Annotated in this window: 14 protein-coding genes; 6 read left to right on the forward strand and 8 right to left on the reverse strand. The window is 71.9% G+C overall.

What is annotated here, in order from left to right:
• Positions 1-104: 104 nt before the first annotated feature.
• Positions 105-455 carry a hypothetical protein gene (locus HCK04_RS05625; RefSeq protein ID WP_142645791.1) on the forward strand — a complete coding sequence of 117 codons (351 nt, stop codon included), beginning with the start codon at positions 105-107 and terminating at the stop codon, positions 453-455.
• Here HCK04_RS05625 and HCK04_RS05630 read toward each other — a convergent pair.
• Positions 434-1552, reverse strand: a complete 1119-nt coding sequence (locus tag HCK04_RS05630) for a DUF4192 domain-containing protein (RefSeq protein ID WP_142645792.1) — start codon at positions 1550-1552, stop codon at positions 434-436. The two genes, HCK04_RS05625 and HCK04_RS05630, sit on opposite strands and share 22 nt — an antisense overlap.
• 228 nt (positions 1553-1780) lie before the next feature.
• Here HCK04_RS05630 and HCK04_RS05635 point away from each other — a divergent pair, with 228 nt between their 5' ends.
• Positions 1781-2932: an ATP-binding cassette domain-containing protein gene (locus HCK04_RS05635; RefSeq protein WP_142645793.1), complete on the forward strand. Its 1152-nt coding sequence runs from the start codon at positions 1781-1783 to the stop codon at positions 2930-2932.
• Here the strand turns inward: HCK04_RS05635 and HCK04_RS05640 are convergent.
• Both HCK04_RS05640 and HCK04_RS05645 read right to left on the reverse strand, forming a co-directional pair.
• A complete protein-coding gene (locus tag HCK04_RS05640) occupies positions 2905-3708 on the reverse strand; it encodes an EI24 domain-containing protein (RefSeq protein WP_142645794.1) in 804 nt (267 codons plus the stop codon). The two genes, HCK04_RS05635 and HCK04_RS05640, sit on opposite strands and share 28 nt — an antisense overlap.
• A 10-nt stretch (positions 3709-3718) precedes the next feature.
• The gene (locus HCK04_RS05645; RefSeq protein ID WP_142645795.1) at positions 3719-4306 is read right to left on the reverse strand and encodes a nucleoside triphosphate pyrophosphatase; all 588 of its coding nucleotides are present in this window, start codon (positions 4304-4306) and stop codon (positions 3719-3721) included.
• Between the two features lie 56 nt (positions 4307-4362).
• Here HCK04_RS05645 and HCK04_RS05650 point away from each other — a divergent pair, with 56 nt between their 5' ends.
• Positions 4363-6234: a potassium transporter TrkA gene (locus HCK04_RS05650; RefSeq protein WP_205829874.1), complete on the forward strand. Its 1872-nt coding sequence runs from the start codon at positions 4363-4365 to the stop codon at positions 6232-6234.
• Positions 6235-6309: 75 nt separating this feature from the next.
• On the opposite strand, the gene HCK04_RS05655 is transcribed toward HCK04_RS05650, so the two are convergent.
• The 3 genes from HCK04_RS05655 to HCK04_RS05665 are packed head-to-tail and all read right to left on the reverse strand — an operon-like array spanning position 6310 to position 9348.
• Positions 6310-7344 carry a hypothetical protein gene (locus HCK04_RS05655; RefSeq protein ID WP_168065682.1) on the reverse strand — a complete coding sequence of 345 codons (1035 nt, stop codon included), beginning with the start codon at positions 7342-7344 and terminating at the stop codon, positions 6310-6312.
• A 46-nt stretch (positions 7345-7390) separates the two neighbouring features.
• Positions 7391-8077, reverse strand: a complete 687-nt coding sequence (locus tag HCK04_RS05660; protein WP_221889868.1) for a peptidyl-tRNA hydrolase — start codon at positions 8075-8077, stop codon at positions 7391-7393.
• Entirely contained in the window at positions 8074-9348 is a 1275-nt protein-coding gene (locus tag HCK04_RS05665; protein WP_142645799.1) for an MFS transporter, read from the reverse strand. Before HCK04_RS05665 ends, HCK04_RS05660 begins: the two co-directional genes overlap by 4 nt.
• Positions 9349-9455: 107 nt before the next feature.
• On the opposite strand from HCK04_RS05665, the gene HCK04_RS05670 reads away from it, so the two are divergent.
• Positions 9456-10442, forward strand: a complete 987-nt coding sequence (locus tag HCK04_RS05670; RefSeq protein ID WP_312845717.1) for a helix-turn-helix domain-containing protein — start codon at positions 9456-9458, stop codon at positions 10440-10442.
• Between the two features lies 1 nt (position 10443).
• On the opposite strand, the gene HCK04_RS05675 is transcribed toward HCK04_RS05670, so the two are convergent.
• Positions 10444-10653 (reverse strand): DUF6203 family protein, encoded by a 210-nt coding sequence (locus HCK04_RS05675; protein ID WP_142645801.1) that lies wholly within the window; start codon positions 10651-10653, stop codon positions 10444-10446.
• Between the two features lie 45 nt (positions 10654-10698).
• On the reverse strand, positions 10699-11406 hold the full coding sequence (locus HCK04_RS05680) for an SDR family oxidoreductase (protein ID WP_142645802.1): 708 nt from the start codon (positions 11404-11406) through the stop codon (positions 10699-10701).
• A gap of 116 nt (positions 11407-11522) precedes the next feature.
• On the opposite strand from HCK04_RS05680, the gene HCK04_RS05685 reads away from it, so the two are divergent.
• Together HCK04_RS05685 and HCK04_RS05690 are read left to right on the forward strand one after the other, a co-directional pair.
• Complete coding sequence (locus HCK04_RS05685) at positions 11523-11975, forward strand: helix-turn-helix domain-containing protein (protein ID WP_142645803.1); 453 nt, start codon at positions 11523-11525, stop codon at positions 11973-11975.
• Positions 11976-11997: 22 nt separating this feature from the next.
• Positions 11998-12699 (forward strand): HAD family hydrolase, encoded by a 702-nt coding sequence (locus HCK04_RS05690; RefSeq protein WP_142645804.1) that lies wholly within the window; start codon positions 11998-12000, stop codon positions 12697-12699.
• Positions 12700-13501: the final 802 nt, after the last annotated feature.

Genomic DNA, 13501 nt, shown 5'->3' on the forward strand with positions numbered 1-13501 from the left:
TCTTGTGCCGGGCACGCGCCCGGCGGCATCAGGGACATCCCCTACATCGCCCCGAGACCGTTCGCTTAACGCCATCGTGATACAGGGCGATGTATACAAGGGCTATGAGATGGCGAGATCGCTATGGGCTCCGGCGCCGCCGGGGCGCCCGCGTGGCCAAGTTCGACCGCGAGGCGACCGACGCCGACATCGAGGCCCTCATCGAGTTCGCCAAGACCCGGCGCGGAGTCGAGTTCTACGTCGAGCCCGAGACCTTCGCGACCGACACCACCGCCGTGGCCGTGGCTCATGACGGGGAGTGGACCCGTCGCCGCGTCGGTGCTCCCTCGGTGATCGCCAAGGTCGCCAGGGATCTCGCCCTTCCCGTGTACGACGTGCAGCTCACCGGTTATCCCGCCCGGATGCGCGCGTACAACGAACGCCGGCGGCAGGCTCAGGAGGACGACGCGGTCTGACGGCCGCCGGGCGCGGGCGCGGATGCCGGGGCCGGCGCGGCGGCCGGGCCGGGTGAGTCCCGGGCCAGCAGCGCGCGCAGCGGCGCGAGCCAGATCGCCCGGGGAGGGCCCATCTCCTCGTCGAGCTCCTCGGGCGTCGGCATACGGTCGCGGAGCATGGCGGGAGACATCATGTGCACCAGTGCCTGCCGGAGCAGGAGCGCCATCGAATAGCCGGGGTCGGCGGTGAGCGCCCGCTCCAGCGCCATGCCCGCGAGCGCGCATTCCCCCCGATGCCAGGCGGCGGCCGCCAGCAGTGAGGCCGCGGGCGCGACATGCCCCGGCTCCAACCGGCGGGTGAGGTCACGCCACAGCGCGATGTGCGCGTCACGGCCGTCGATCAACGCCCACGCCTCGTCGCGCACCCTGACCACGGCGAGGTCGAGCCCGAGCCGGGCGGCCTGCTCGTCGTCCAGCCTGTGCCCCGAGCCGTAGAGGCCCACGGCCCCGCGCACCCGCGCCAGCCCCTCGGCCACGAATCGCGCGGCCGCTTCGTCCGCGCCCGGTCCCCCGGGCTCGGGCAGCGCCCGCAGCTCGGCCATGACGCGGGCGGTGACCCGCCGCATCGCCGCCCCGCCGCACCGCTGGACCGAGCGCCGCAGGCTGCCCCGGTCGGGCAGGGCGACCAGCCCGTGCAGCACGGCCTCGGCGGCGACCTGGCTGCGCTCGGTGTCGTACGGCGTGCCCTCCGCGGGACAGCAGCTCGCGCTGCCGCAGGCGTAGGACCAGTAGCGCCCGCCTTCGGCCCGGAGGCTCTCGGCCACCCGGATGCCCCCGGCGTGCAGCAGCCGGGTCACCGCGTCGACGGCGGGGGTCACCAGCGCGCCCGGGCCGTACCCGACGACGAAGGCGGCGGTCACCGCCTCGCGGCACAGCAGCGCGACCAGCCGGTCGAGGTCCTCGGAGGCGACCGGCAGGTCCCAGCGTGTCGTGAGCCGCACGTCCGGCCCGGCGACACCGGCCACGACGAGGCTGTCGGCGGGATGGAACCCGACGAGGTAGGGCACGGCGGCGAGGATGTCCGCCGGTGAGGAGAGCACGAGCTTCGGGATCGTCATGGCCGCAAGCCTCGCCCGGCGGCCACCCGCCCGGACGGCCGGAACGCCGCTCTGGGGATATCCCACCGCCTGTGGAAAACCCCGGAAACCGACGGCGCCGGAAAACCATTGGAACCGGGCGGAGCGCACATCTACAATCCGCGTCATGTCTACGCCCCGGATGTCTTAGCTCGGACACACGCTTTCGCGCCACCCGTGTGTCCTTGAGCTGTTCCGGAGCGTATTCCAATGATCACCCTACGTGGTGTCGACGTGCGTGTCGGCGCCCGTCTCCTGCTGTCGGGCGTCACCGCCCACGTCGCCCCCGGCGACCGCGTCGGCCGCAACGGCGCGGGCAAGACCACCCTGCTGAAGACCCTGGCCGGCGAACTGCAGCCGGCCGCGGGCACCATCACCCGGACCGGCGAGGTCGGCTATCTCCCGCAGGATCCCGCGGCGGCCGATCCGTCCCTGTCCGTCACCGCCCGCATCCTGTCGGCCCGCGGCCTCGACGAGGCCGAGCGGGCGCTGCGCGCCGCCGAGGCCGCCATGAGGGATCCCGCCCAGCAGGAGCGGGCGATGCGGCGCTACGTCAGGGCCGAGGCGGAGTTCGAGGCCCGCGGCGGCTATGCCGCGCAGGCCGAGGCCGCCCGCATCGCCGCCGGGCTCGGCCTGCCCGACCGGGTCATGACCCAGCCGGTCGGCACGCTGCCGGGCGGGCAGCGCCGCCGGGTCGAGCTCGCCCGCATCCTGTTCGCCGGGCAGGGCACGCTGCTGCTCGACGAGCCGACCAACCACCTCGACGCCGACTCCGTGGCCTGGCTGCGGTCGTTCCTCGCGAGCCGCACCGGCGGGCTGGTCCTGATCAGCCACGACACCACGCTGCTCGACGACACCGTGAACAGGATCTGGCGCCTCGACGCCGACCGGGCCGCGCTGGAGGTGCACAACACCGGCCGGCGCACCTATCTGGCCGACCGCGACGCCATCGAGCGCGGGCGTGCCCGGCAGCGGGCCGTCGTCGAGAACCTCGCCGCCGCCGCGCCGCACCTGGGCGACGGCGAGGTGCGGCGGATCCTCGGCTCGTTCCTGTTCGGCGGCGACGACGCGGGCAAGCCCGCGGGCGTGCTGTCGGGCGGCGAGAAGACCCGGCTGGCGCTCGCCACTCTCGTGAGCTCGCAGGCCAACGTGCTGCTGCTCGACGAGCCCACCAACAACCTCGACCCGGCGTCACGGGACGAGGTGCTGGCGGCGGTCGCCTCCTACCAGGGCGCCGTCGTGATGGTCACGCACGCCGACAAGGCCGTGGAGGCCCTGCGTCCCGACCGCGTCCTGCTGCTGCCGGACGGGGTCGAGGACATGTGGAACTCCGATTACGCCGGCCTGGTGTCCCTGGCCTGACCCTCGGTCGCCGGCGCCAGCCGCACGCGGACGAGCATGGCGGCGCCGGCGACCGCGCCGGGCATCACGACCACGATGACGAGCGGCACCATGAACGCCACGAAGAGCGGCACGCCGAAGCCCAGCGAGGCCGACATGTTCGACCGGAGCAGGGCGAAACGCTCCTTGCGCCGCAGACCCCGGCGTTCCATCGCCAGGGCGGTCAGTTCGACCGTGAGGAAGAACCCGGAGACGAACGCCCCCACGACGGGCACCACGGTCTGCCCGACGACAGGCACGAAGCCGAGCACGAACAGCGGGACGGAGAACAGCAGGACCCACCAGAGCGTGACGATGCCGTCGCGGATCGACCGGAACAGGGACGCCCAGAACGGCAGGTCGCCCCCGTCGGGGAGCCCGCCCAGGTCCTCCTCGACCTGCTCCGAGAGCTTCTCGTAGAAGGGGTCGCCGATCACCAGCGTGACGGCGGTGAACGTCAGCACGGCGAGCGCGAGACCCGCCACGAAGATCACCAAGCCGACCAGCGCGCGGAACGTGTCGCGCCAGCCCCAGTCGTCCGCGAACGGCGTCGCCCAGGCCGCCACGTCGGTGGCGTGCGTGCCCAGCCAGACCAGCGCCAGGGCGTACAGCACGAGCGCGATCAGCGCCGGGATCAGCCCGAACAGCCACCAGCGGGGATGCCGGGCGATCCAGGCGAGACCACGCAGGCAGAAACCGACTCCCTCGGCGAAACCGCCGACGCCACGCCGTACGGCGGGCCGCCCGATGCCACTCATGGCGGGCAGGCTAGCGCCACAAGGTCGTCACCGGCACGCCCAAAGCGGCGAAAAGGCGGCGAAGCAGGGGAAGCGAGATGCCGAGCACGTTGCCGTGGTCGCCCTCGATGCCCTCCACGAACCAGCCGCCCAGGCCGTCGAGCGTGAACGCACCCGCCACGCGCAGCGGCTCGCCGCTGGCGACGTACGCCTCGATCTCCTCCTCGGACGGCGTGCCGAACCGCACGACGGTCGCCGCCGCCTCCGACACCCTCCGGCCCCCGGCGACGTCCACCACGCAGTGCCCGGTCAGCAGCCGGCCCGTCCTGCCCCGCATCATCCGCCAGCGGCGCACCGCCTCCTCCTGCGTCCCCGGCTTGCCGTACGCGACGCCGTCGAGTTCGAGCACCGAGTCGCAGCCGATCACGAGGCCGCCGGTGAGTGTCCGGGAGACGGCGTCCGCCTTGGCCACGGCCAGTTCGAGACACAGCTCCTCGGGGGTGCCTGCCGTGATCGCGTCCTCGTCGACACCACTGACGACGACCTTGGGATCGAGCCCGGCCGCCCGCAGCACTCCGAGGCGGGCGGGCGAGGCCGAAGCGAGGACCAGTTCAGTCACACCTTTCAGCCTAGTCGCTTCTACTATGTCTGACGTTTACTGATCACTAGCGGGGGATGCCGGTGTCGAAGGCCACGATCAAAGAGCGTGCGCGTTACTGGTTCGACAACACCATGGCCAGGGGCACGGCCGCCCTCATCGGCTGGCTGGCCCTGGTCTCGCTGGTGCTCATCGTGATCGCCAGCACGCTGACGATGTGGCTCACCCCCGACGAGGCGCTCCAGCACCACGGCTGGCCCGGGGTGCTGTGGCTGTCGCTCATGCACGCCCTCAGCCCGGGCAAGATCGCCGGAGACACCGGCACAGCGCCCTTCCTCGCGATCATGCTGGGGGCGTCCCTCGGCGGCATCTTCATCGTCAGCATCCTCGTGGGCGTGCTGTCCGCCGGCCTGCGCGGCAAGATCGAGGAGCTGCGCAAGGGCCGCTCCCGCGTCATCGAGAGAGGCCACACGGTCATCCTCGGCTGGTCCGAGCAGCTCTACACGATCGTCTCCGAGCTCGCGAAGGCGCACGCCAGCCAGCACGGCTCGGTCATCGCGATCCTGGCCGACCGGGACAAGCCGGCCATGGAGGACGCCATCAGGGCCCGGGTGGGCGACACGGGCAGGACGCGTGTGGTGTGCCGCACCGGCCGCCCCACCGAGCCGACCGACCTCGACCTGCTGAGCCTGAACACCGCGCGGACGATCGTCGTGCTGTCCCCCGACAAGGAGGACCCGGACGCGCACGTGATCAAGACCCTGCTCGCCCTGGCCAAGCGGGCGGGCGCGCATCCTCCGGTGGTCGCCGCCATCTCCTCCTCGCGCAACATGGCCGCCGCCCGCCTGGCCGGAGGGCCCGGCGTCCACCTGGTCGACAGCGACGACATCGCCGCACGGCTGATCGTGCAGTCGTCCCGGCAGTCCGGCGTGTCCGTCGTCTGCATGGACCTGCTGAACTTCGACGGCGGTGAGATCTACCTGCGCCGCGATCCGTCCCTCGCCGGCAGGTCGTACGGCCAGGCCCTCGACGCGTACGCGACCGCGACCGTCCTCGGCCTGCGCACGCCCGGCGGTGTGATGCTCAACCCGCCGGCCGACACCGCGATCGGGACGTCCGACGAGATCGTCGTGATCGCCCAGGACGACTCGCTCATCCGCCTGGCGAACGGAACGGCTCCCGCGGACGAAGAACACATCGTCCCCGCGAAGACCCCGGCACCGGCACCCGAGCGGACCCTGATGCTCGGCTGGAACGGCCGGGCCGCGAAGATCATCCACTACCTCGACGGCTATGTGACCCCCGGATCGATGCTCGACGTCGCCGGCGACCACCCCGCTGCCGGCACCGGCCTGGAGGGCCTGCGCAACCTGACGGTGAACGTCAAGGAGTGCGACGCCACCGACAGGTACGCCCTGGAGTCCCTCGGCGTCGGCGTCTACCAGCACGTCATCGTGCTCTCCGACGACCGGATCGACCCGCACCACGCCGACACCCGCACGCTGATGACGCTGCTGCAGTTACGCGACATGCAGGCGACCCTCGGGGAGAAATATTCGATCGTGAGCGAGATGCACGACGAGAACAACCGGGCGCTCGCCGAGGTCACCGAGGCCGACGACATCGTCATCAGCGACACCGTCATCGGCCTGCTGCTCGCGCAGCTCGCCGAGAACCCCCACCTCGCCGAGGTCTTCGGCCATCTCTTCGACTCCGCGGGCTCGGAGGTCTATCCCCGGCCCGTGGAGAACTACGTGACGACCGGCGAGCCCGTCGCCTTCCGTACGATCGTGGAGTCGGCCCTGCGGCGCGGTGAGACCGCGATCGGTTACCGCCTGGCGGCGAAGTCCGGGGAGCCGCCCCACTACGGCGTCGTGCTCAACCCGGGCCGGTCCCGGCCGGTGACCTTCACGGCGGGCGACTCCGTGATCGTCCTCGCCGAGAACTAGTCGAAAACCAGTCATCGCCGAGCCCGGCTCCCGGACGGGGAGCCGGGCTCGGCCGTGTCCGGTCCGCGCGCCGGGTCAGAGCACCTTGACGGACGACATCACCTTGTTGATGTCGTGCCAGCGCTTCTTCTGGCTGTCTGGGATCGTGACGAACACGACGGCGGGCTTCTTCTCCGGCACGTCCACGAGGGCCAGCGCCGCGGCGGAGACCCGCTTCTTGCCCTTGAGCGTGTAGTGCACGGTGTAGCCGAGCAGCCAGCCCTTCTGCTCGCCCGCCTTGATGGGCTGGGAGGCCGTCCAGGTGATCGTGGAGCCCGACGGGTGGTGGTTCAGCGTCCACCGGGCGGCCAGGAAGGCGGTGTCGCGCAGCGACTTCTGCTCGGGGATCGGCACCGGGCAGGAGACCAGCATCCCGCGGTACGACGCGCCCTTGACCTTGGGCAGCAACTGGCGGGAGGCGAACGGCGCGGGCTTGGCCAGCGCCCATGACGTGGCGAAGCGGGGCAGGGCGACGCCGGACCGCCGGTCCTTGATCAGCCCGTGGGTGGAGGCCGACCGGCCGGGCAGGCTGCGGAGCCGGTGGGTCTTCTTCGGCAGCGCGGGGACTCGGGGGTCCTTGAGGGCCGCCGCCAGTGCGACATCGGCATCGGCCGTGTCCACACCGTCGCCACCGTCAGCGCTGTCCCCACCGTCAGCGCCGTCCGTGCTGTCCGCACCGGGCGTCGTGCTCGCCTCGGCGTTCGACAGCGGGCTGGACAGCGGACTGAGACCGGGCGTGGCCACCGCGCCCGCGGCCGGTGCCACACCGGCGCTCGACGCGGACGAGTCCGAGATGACCGAGGGGGCGGCGGCTGCGGAGTTCCGCGGGGCGGCGGTCGCCGAGTCGTCCCGGTTCAGCAGCACGACGGTCGCGCCCGCGCCCAGGACGACGACTCCCGCGGCGATCGCGATCGCCCGGTAGACCACCCGCATCGGCAGGTCTCCGAGCCCCTTGGACGAGCTCGCCGGTGGCGCAGCCACAGGGACCGTGATCTTCGGTAGTGGAGTGGTCTCGGCCTCGGCCGCTATATAAGAGGGAACGGCCTTCGTCCCATAGTCCCCAGGTGACACGAACGGGAGCGTACGGCATATCCCGATATTTCGGGCGCGTTCCCCATCACACTTCGGGAACGCCGACCCGCAGCCACGGAGCGTCCGCCACGACCGTCGCGGAGCCCGGAGCGATCTCCGTGAACCCGGCGTCCCTGACCACCGGAAGCCCGCTCGCGGCCAGCGCGTCCCACCGGGCCGGGCCGGCCGTCCTGACCCGTACGGCGAAGCCCCGTTCGCGCCAGGCCGCCCGGTCCGCCTCGCCCGCACCCCACCAGGCGAACTGGGCGCCGTGGCCCGCCTGGGCCATCGCCTTGCCCGCGGTCATCTCGAGCCCGGGGTTGATCCAGAGCACCACGTCGCCCGGGCCCGGCTCAGGCGGGACGGCGTCGTCGGTCAGCTCGGTGCCCGACACCTGGAGGCGGGCGAGGTCGCGCGGCCAGTCGTCGAGCGGCACGGGAGGATGCACCCGCACCTCGGCCGTGCGCACGGCGACGGTGATGCCGGGCAGGGCGAGCGCCCGCCGCCACTCGGCGCCGCGGGCCCGCCTGACCACCTTCCTGATCCGCCCGTCCTGCCACTCGGCGACCACGTCGGACCACCCGTCTCCGTCCGCGGCGGGGGTATCCGCGGGGTTCTCTGCACGGTCCAGCAGGCACACCACGGCCGTCGCCGCCGCCTCCAGCGCGTCGGTGCGCTGCGGCGGCGCGGCCCGTTCGATGCGTACGACCAGAGGAAGAACGCGTTCGGTCACCCGACAAGGATCGCAGCTTCGCGGCCATCCCGGACACGCGTGACGATACGGGACGACATGAGCGCGGCGAGCAGGCACAGCACGCCCGCGCCGTACCACGCCAGGTCGTAGTTCCCCAGATGGTCGCGGGTGACCCCGGCCGCGGTGGCGACGACGGCCGCGCCGATCTGGTGGGAGGCGAAGACCCAGCCGAAGACCACCGCACCGTCCGCGCCGAAGATCTTCCGGCACAGCGCGACGGTCGGCGGCACGGTGGCCACCCAGTCGAGGCCGTAGAAGACGATGAAGACCAGCATGCTCGGCTCGGCCGTGGCGGCGAACAGCCGCGGCAGGATCAGCAGCGACAGCCCGCGCAGCGCGTAGTAGACGGCGAGCAGGAGCCGCGGGTCCACCCGGTCGCTCAGCCAGCCGGAGAAGACGGTGCCGGCGATGTCGAAGACCCCGATCACGGCGAGCAGCGAGGCCGCGGTGGTCTCCGGCATGCCGTGGTCATGGGCGGCCGGGATGAAGTGGGTGCCCACCAGGCCGTTCGTGCTCGCCCCGCAGATCGCGAAGCCGATGGCGAGATACCAGAAGTGCCGGGTGCGGGCGGCGTCCCGCAGCACGCGGACGGCCCGCGCGGCGGCGCCCCCGTCCGGCGTACGCACTGCAGGCGTGCGCACGACCGGCTCGGTCGCGCCCAGCGCGGTCAGGCCGATCTCCTCGGGGGTGTCCCTGAGCAGGAACCACACGAGCGGCACGACGGCGAGCGCGGCAGCGGCCACGGTGAGCGAGGCCCACCGCCACCCCTGCATCTCCGTCAAATGCGCGAGCACCGGCAGGAAGATCAGCTGCCCGGTCGCGCCGCCGGCCGTCAGCACGCCGGTGACCAGGCCGCGGTGCCGTACGAACCAGCGGTCGGTCAGCGTGGCGGCGAAGACGAGCGCCATCGAGCCGGTGCCGAGCCCGACCAGGACGCCCCACAGCGCGACGAGCTGCCAGCTCGCGGTCATGAACACGGTCAGGCCGCTGCCCGCCGCCACCAGCAGCAGGGCGCAGGCGACGACGCGGCGCATGCCGAAGCGGTCCATGAGCGCCGCCGCGAACGGCGCGCACAGGCCGTACAGCATGAGGTTCACCGAGACCGCGAGCGAGATCGTGCCTCTCGACCAGCCGAACGCGTCCTCCAGCGGCGTGATCAGCACACCCGGCGTGGCGCGGAACCCGGCCGCCCCGATGATCGCGACGAAGGCGACGGCGGCGACGATCCATGCACGATGCAGCGACTTCATGCCGAGCATCCTCCCGTCGTGCCGCTTTCGCAGATAGTGGCCGGGAGGTCAACATGTGAAAGAATCAGGCCATGCCCTCAACCGTGCCCCCAACCGTGCCCCCAACCGTGCCCCCAAGCGTGCACCGCGTCGCCGTACTGGCCTTGGACGACTTCGCCACGCTCGACCTGGGCATCCCCGGGCAGGTGTTCTGGGCCGCCTGCGACTCCGGCCGTGACCCCGGCCCGCTCTACGAGGTGGTCACCTGCAGCCCGGGCGGACGCCCGGTGCGGAGCCAGGCGGGCTACAGCGTCGTCCCCGACCACGACCTGAGCGTGCTCGCGACCGCCGACACGGTGGTGGTGCCGGGCATCCACAGCGGTCCCCCACTGGAGGACGGCACGCTCGACCAGGAGGTGCGCGCAGCGCTGCGGAATGTCGCGGGACGCGCCCGGCTCATCTCGATCTGCACCGGCGCCTTCGTGCTGGCCGCCGCCGGACTGCTCGACGGGCGTCCGGCGACCACCCACTGGCGCAACGCCGCGGAGTTCAGCATGCTGTTCCCCCGCGTGCTGCTCGACCCCGACGTGCTGTTCATCGACGACGGCGACGTGCTCACCTCGGCCGGCGTGGCGGCGGGCATCGACCTGTGCCTGCACGTCATCCGGCGCGACCACGGCAGCGAGGTGGCCAACCGCACCGCGCGCCGGTGCGTCACGCCGCCGTTCCGGGAGGGCGGGCAGGCCCAGTACATCGAGCGCCCGCTCCCCGATCCCGTCGGGACCACCACCGCGCCCACCCGGGCGTGGATGCTCGAAAACCTGGAGGAGCCGGTCAACCTGGCCGCCCTCGCCGCGCACGCCCGCATGAGCGTGCGGACGTTCACCCGCAGGTTCCGGGAGGAGACCGGGCTCAGCCCGGCCAGGTGGCTCGCCGGGCAGCGGATCGCCCATGCCCGGCACCTGCTGGAGACCACCGACCTTCCGGTCGACGTGGTCGCCAGGAAGGCCGGCTTCGGCAGCGCGGTCTCGCTCCGCCAGCACCTCCACGCCGCCGTCGGGGTCTCCCCCCTGGCCTATCGCCAGACGTTCCGTACGCCCGCCGCGCTCGGCTGACTCACCGGCGGTCGCCCACGGCGGGGCCGCGCCGGGCGTACCGGCCGCCCGAGCGGCGTGGAGGCTCGCGAAGCACCGGGGAGTCCGCGTGCTGCTGCTGCTTGCGGGCCCGCCGCTTACGCAGGAACAGCCAGCCGAGGCCGAGCACGACCATCCCGATCGGCGTACGCGCCAGCCAGCGGGTGACGACGAGCTGCAGGATCCTCTTCATGACACCCGCCCCTACCCGGCACGGGTGTGATCATGTGCCCGCGGTTCAGGACGCCAGCTGCGGATAGAGTCCGGCCACGTCGCCCGACAGCAGCGACCGCACGCGGCGGCTCACGTCGTCGGCGAGCACCTCGAAGCTGCCCTGCTCGATCGCGTCCAGGGCCTGGGCGGCGACCTCCGCCGGGTCGACCTTCGGGCCGTCGACGTGGGCGGCCATGTCGGTGTCCATGTATCCGACGTGCAGCGCCGTGACGAGCGTGCCCTGCTCCTTCAGTTCGATGCGGAGACTGTTGGTGAGCTGCAGCGCGGCCGCCTTGGCCGCGGAGTAGCCAGCCACCCGCGGGGATACGGCGACCCACGACAGCACCGACAGCACGTTGAGGATCGCGCCGCCCCCGTTGCGGCCCAGGATCGGGGCGAACTCACGGGCCATGCCGAGCGTGCCGAAGTAGTGCGTCTCCATCTCCAGGCGAATGTCGTCGAGCGCACCGGCGAGGGCCGACGAGTTCGTGGAGACTCCGGCGTTGTTGATCAGAAGATCCACGTCGGGGGCATGCTCGGCGGCGGCCCTGACCGATGCGCGGTCGGTGATGTCCAGGGCGAGCGGCACCACGCCCGGCAGGTCGATCGTCTCCGGCCTGCGCGCCGCCGCGTACACCTTGGCGGCGCCGCGCTCCACCAGCGCGGCCGCGAAGCGGCGTCCCAGCCCGCGGTTCGCGCCCGTGACCAGCGCGACCGATCCCTCGATCTTCATTGCAGTCTCCATCTCTCGACGACTTCGCGTACACGCTAGATGGCTGACTTTAGATTTTCAAGTCAGCGTCCTGAGCTAGCCTGGAACCCACAGGCGATGAGCGATTGAGGCGTGTGATGACGACCACGGAACTGCCCGACTCGATGACGTGCTCCATCGAACGGGCGGTGACCCTCCTCGGAGAGCGGTGGACGCCGCTGATCCTGCGGGAGCTGCACTCGGGGGTCGTCCGCTTCGCGGACATCCAGCAGCGCCTGGGGATCGCCACGAATCTGCTGACCACCCGGCTGACGACGCTCGCCGCCGCGGGCGTGGTCGAGAAGCGGCCCTACCGCGACACCGGGGCCCGGACCCGGTACGAGTACCACCTGACCGACGCGGGCCGCGACGCGATCCTGATCCTCGGAGCGCTGCAGCAGTGGGGGGACCGCCACGCGCCCCGCCTCTCCGGGCCGACGGTGAAACGCCTCGATCGGCGGACCGGGGCCCGGCTGGACGTGTCGTTCACCGACCCCGAGGGCCGCGCCGTCCCGCTGGACGCGGTCGCCTTCGTACGCACCCGCACCTGACCGGCCGTACGAGGGAGCGGGCATGTCCGGCGGCGGCTATCGGGCTCTGACCTTCGACGGCGACGGCACGCTGTGGAACTTCGAGAGCGCGATGAGCCTCGCGCTTGAGGACGCCGCCCGCCTGCTCCGCGCGTCGGGAGTCGGCAGGCCGGACGGGCCGGTGACCGCGCGATGGCTGCGCGAGGTACGCGATTCGGTCGCCCGCCTCGACGCCTACCGTGGTCAGAGCATGGAGAAGATCCGGCTGGCGTCCTTCGAGACGGCCCTGACGCACTGCGGGCACGCCGATCCGAAGCTTGCCCGCGACGTCCACGGCGTTTACATGCGAGCCCGGTGGGCGCGGCTGCGTGCCTATGACGACGTGCCGGGCAGCCTGGCGGCTCTGCGATCGCGCTATCGCCTCGCCCTCGTCACCAACGGGAACACCCACCCTCACCGTGTGGGACTGGACGGTCTCTTCGAAACGGTGGTGGTCGCCGCCGAGTGCGGATTGCACAAGCCGGATCCCGAGATCTACCGCTTCACGGTGGATCGGCTGCGGCTCGATGCGTGCGATGTCCTCCACGTGGGCGACGACCCCGTCGAGGACGTCATCGCCGGTCGAAGGGCCGGATTGGACACCGCCTGGATCAATCGCGACGGCCGCGAATGGCCCCATGACGAAGCGCCACCCATGGTGGTCGCGGATTTGCGCGAGCTCGTCCTGCACCTCACGGGCCAGTGATGATGGGTGGGCCGGCGGATCCTGAAGCCTTGGCCCTGGCACAGATTTCGCACGATGACACAAGCCAGCCCCCAGCCGGCGGTCCGCATCCGGCCCAACCCGCATCCGGCCGGCCCGCATCCGACCGGCCCGCATCCCGCCGGTCCCCATCCGGCCGGCCCGCATCCGACCGGCTCGCATCCCGCCGGTCCCCATCCGGCCCAACCCGCATCCGACCGGCTCGCATCCCGCCGGTTCGCAGGCGCGTCCGGCCAGCCCGCAGGCGCGTCCGATGCTTGCCCGCGAGTGCGCCCGCCACGCCGCCGCCCGTTGCTGCACCGTGCACCGCGCCGCCACGCCTCGGTTCCCGCTCCGCGTACGTCGCCGGCACCGACAGGATCCACGCAGGTGATCCCGTACAAGAGGTGATCGCTAATCGCACCGTCCAACGCGGCCGCGTCCTGCGTGCCGTCGAACACGCCGTCACCGCCTTCTGAGCACGCCTGCTTTCTGGGCCCCTCGCCACCTTCCGAGCAGCCCAGTCGCCGTTTGCTGTGCCTTCGTCGTCCTGTGCCTCCATCGTCCTGGGCCTCCGTCGTCCTGGGCCTCCGCTGTTACGAGCCTTCGGCGTTTCCGGGCAGCGCCGTCCCCGTTCTCTGAGCAGCGCCGTCCCCACCGGCTGAGCAGTGCCGCCGCAGTTTTCCGGGCTTTCAGCGCTTTCCGGGCAGTGTCGTCCCCACTTTCCGGGCGGCGTCGGCACTGTTTTCCAGGCTCTCGATGCTTTCTGAGCGGCGTCGGCGCCGTTTTCTGGGCTTTCGACGTT

The organism is Microbispora sp. CL1-1 (assembly GCF_012034195.1).
Taxonomy (GTDB): Bacteria; Actinomycetota; Actinomycetes; order Streptosporangiales; family Streptosporangiaceae; genus Microbispora.

Coding starts and splice junctions, on each gene's coding strand:
- HCK04_RS05625 (WP_142645791.1), top strand. CDS start 105: ATGAGATGGCGAGATCGCTATGGGCTCCGGCGCCGCCGGGGCGCCCGC.
- HCK04_RS05630 (WP_142645792.1), bottom strand. CDS start 1,552: ATGACGATCCCGAAGCTCGTGCTCTCCTCACCGGCGGACATCCTCGCC.
- HCK04_RS05635 (WP_142645793.1), top strand. CDS start 1,781: ATGATCACCCTACGTGGTGTCGACGTGCGTGTCGGCGCCCGTCTCCTG.
- HCK04_RS05640 (WP_142645794.1), bottom strand. CDS start 3,708: ATGAGTGGCATCGGGCGGCCCGCCGTACGGCGTGGCGTCGGCGGTTTC.
- HCK04_RS05650 (WP_205829874.1), top strand. CDS start 4,363: ATGCCGGTGTCGAAGGCCACGATCAAAGAGCGTGCGCGTTACTGGTTC.
- HCK04_RS05665 (WP_142645799.1), bottom strand. CDS start 9,348: ATGAAGTCGCTGCATCGTGCATGGATCGTCGCCGCCGTCGCCTTCGTC.
- HCK04_RS05675 (WP_142645801.1), bottom strand. CDS start 10,653: ATGAAGAGGATCCTGCAGCTCGTCGTCACCCGCTGGCTGGCGCGTACG.
- HCK04_RS05680 (WP_142645802.1), bottom strand. CDS start 11,406: ATGAAGATCGAGGGATCGGTCGCGCTGGTCACGGGCGCGAACCGCGGG.
- HCK04_RS05685 (WP_142645803.1), top strand. CDS start 11,523: ATGACGACCACGGAACTGCCCGACTCGATGACGTGCTCCATCGAACGG.
- HCK04_RS05690 (WP_142645804.1), top strand. CDS start 11,998: ATGTCCGGCGGCGGCTATCGGGCTCTGACCTTCGACGGCGACGGCACG.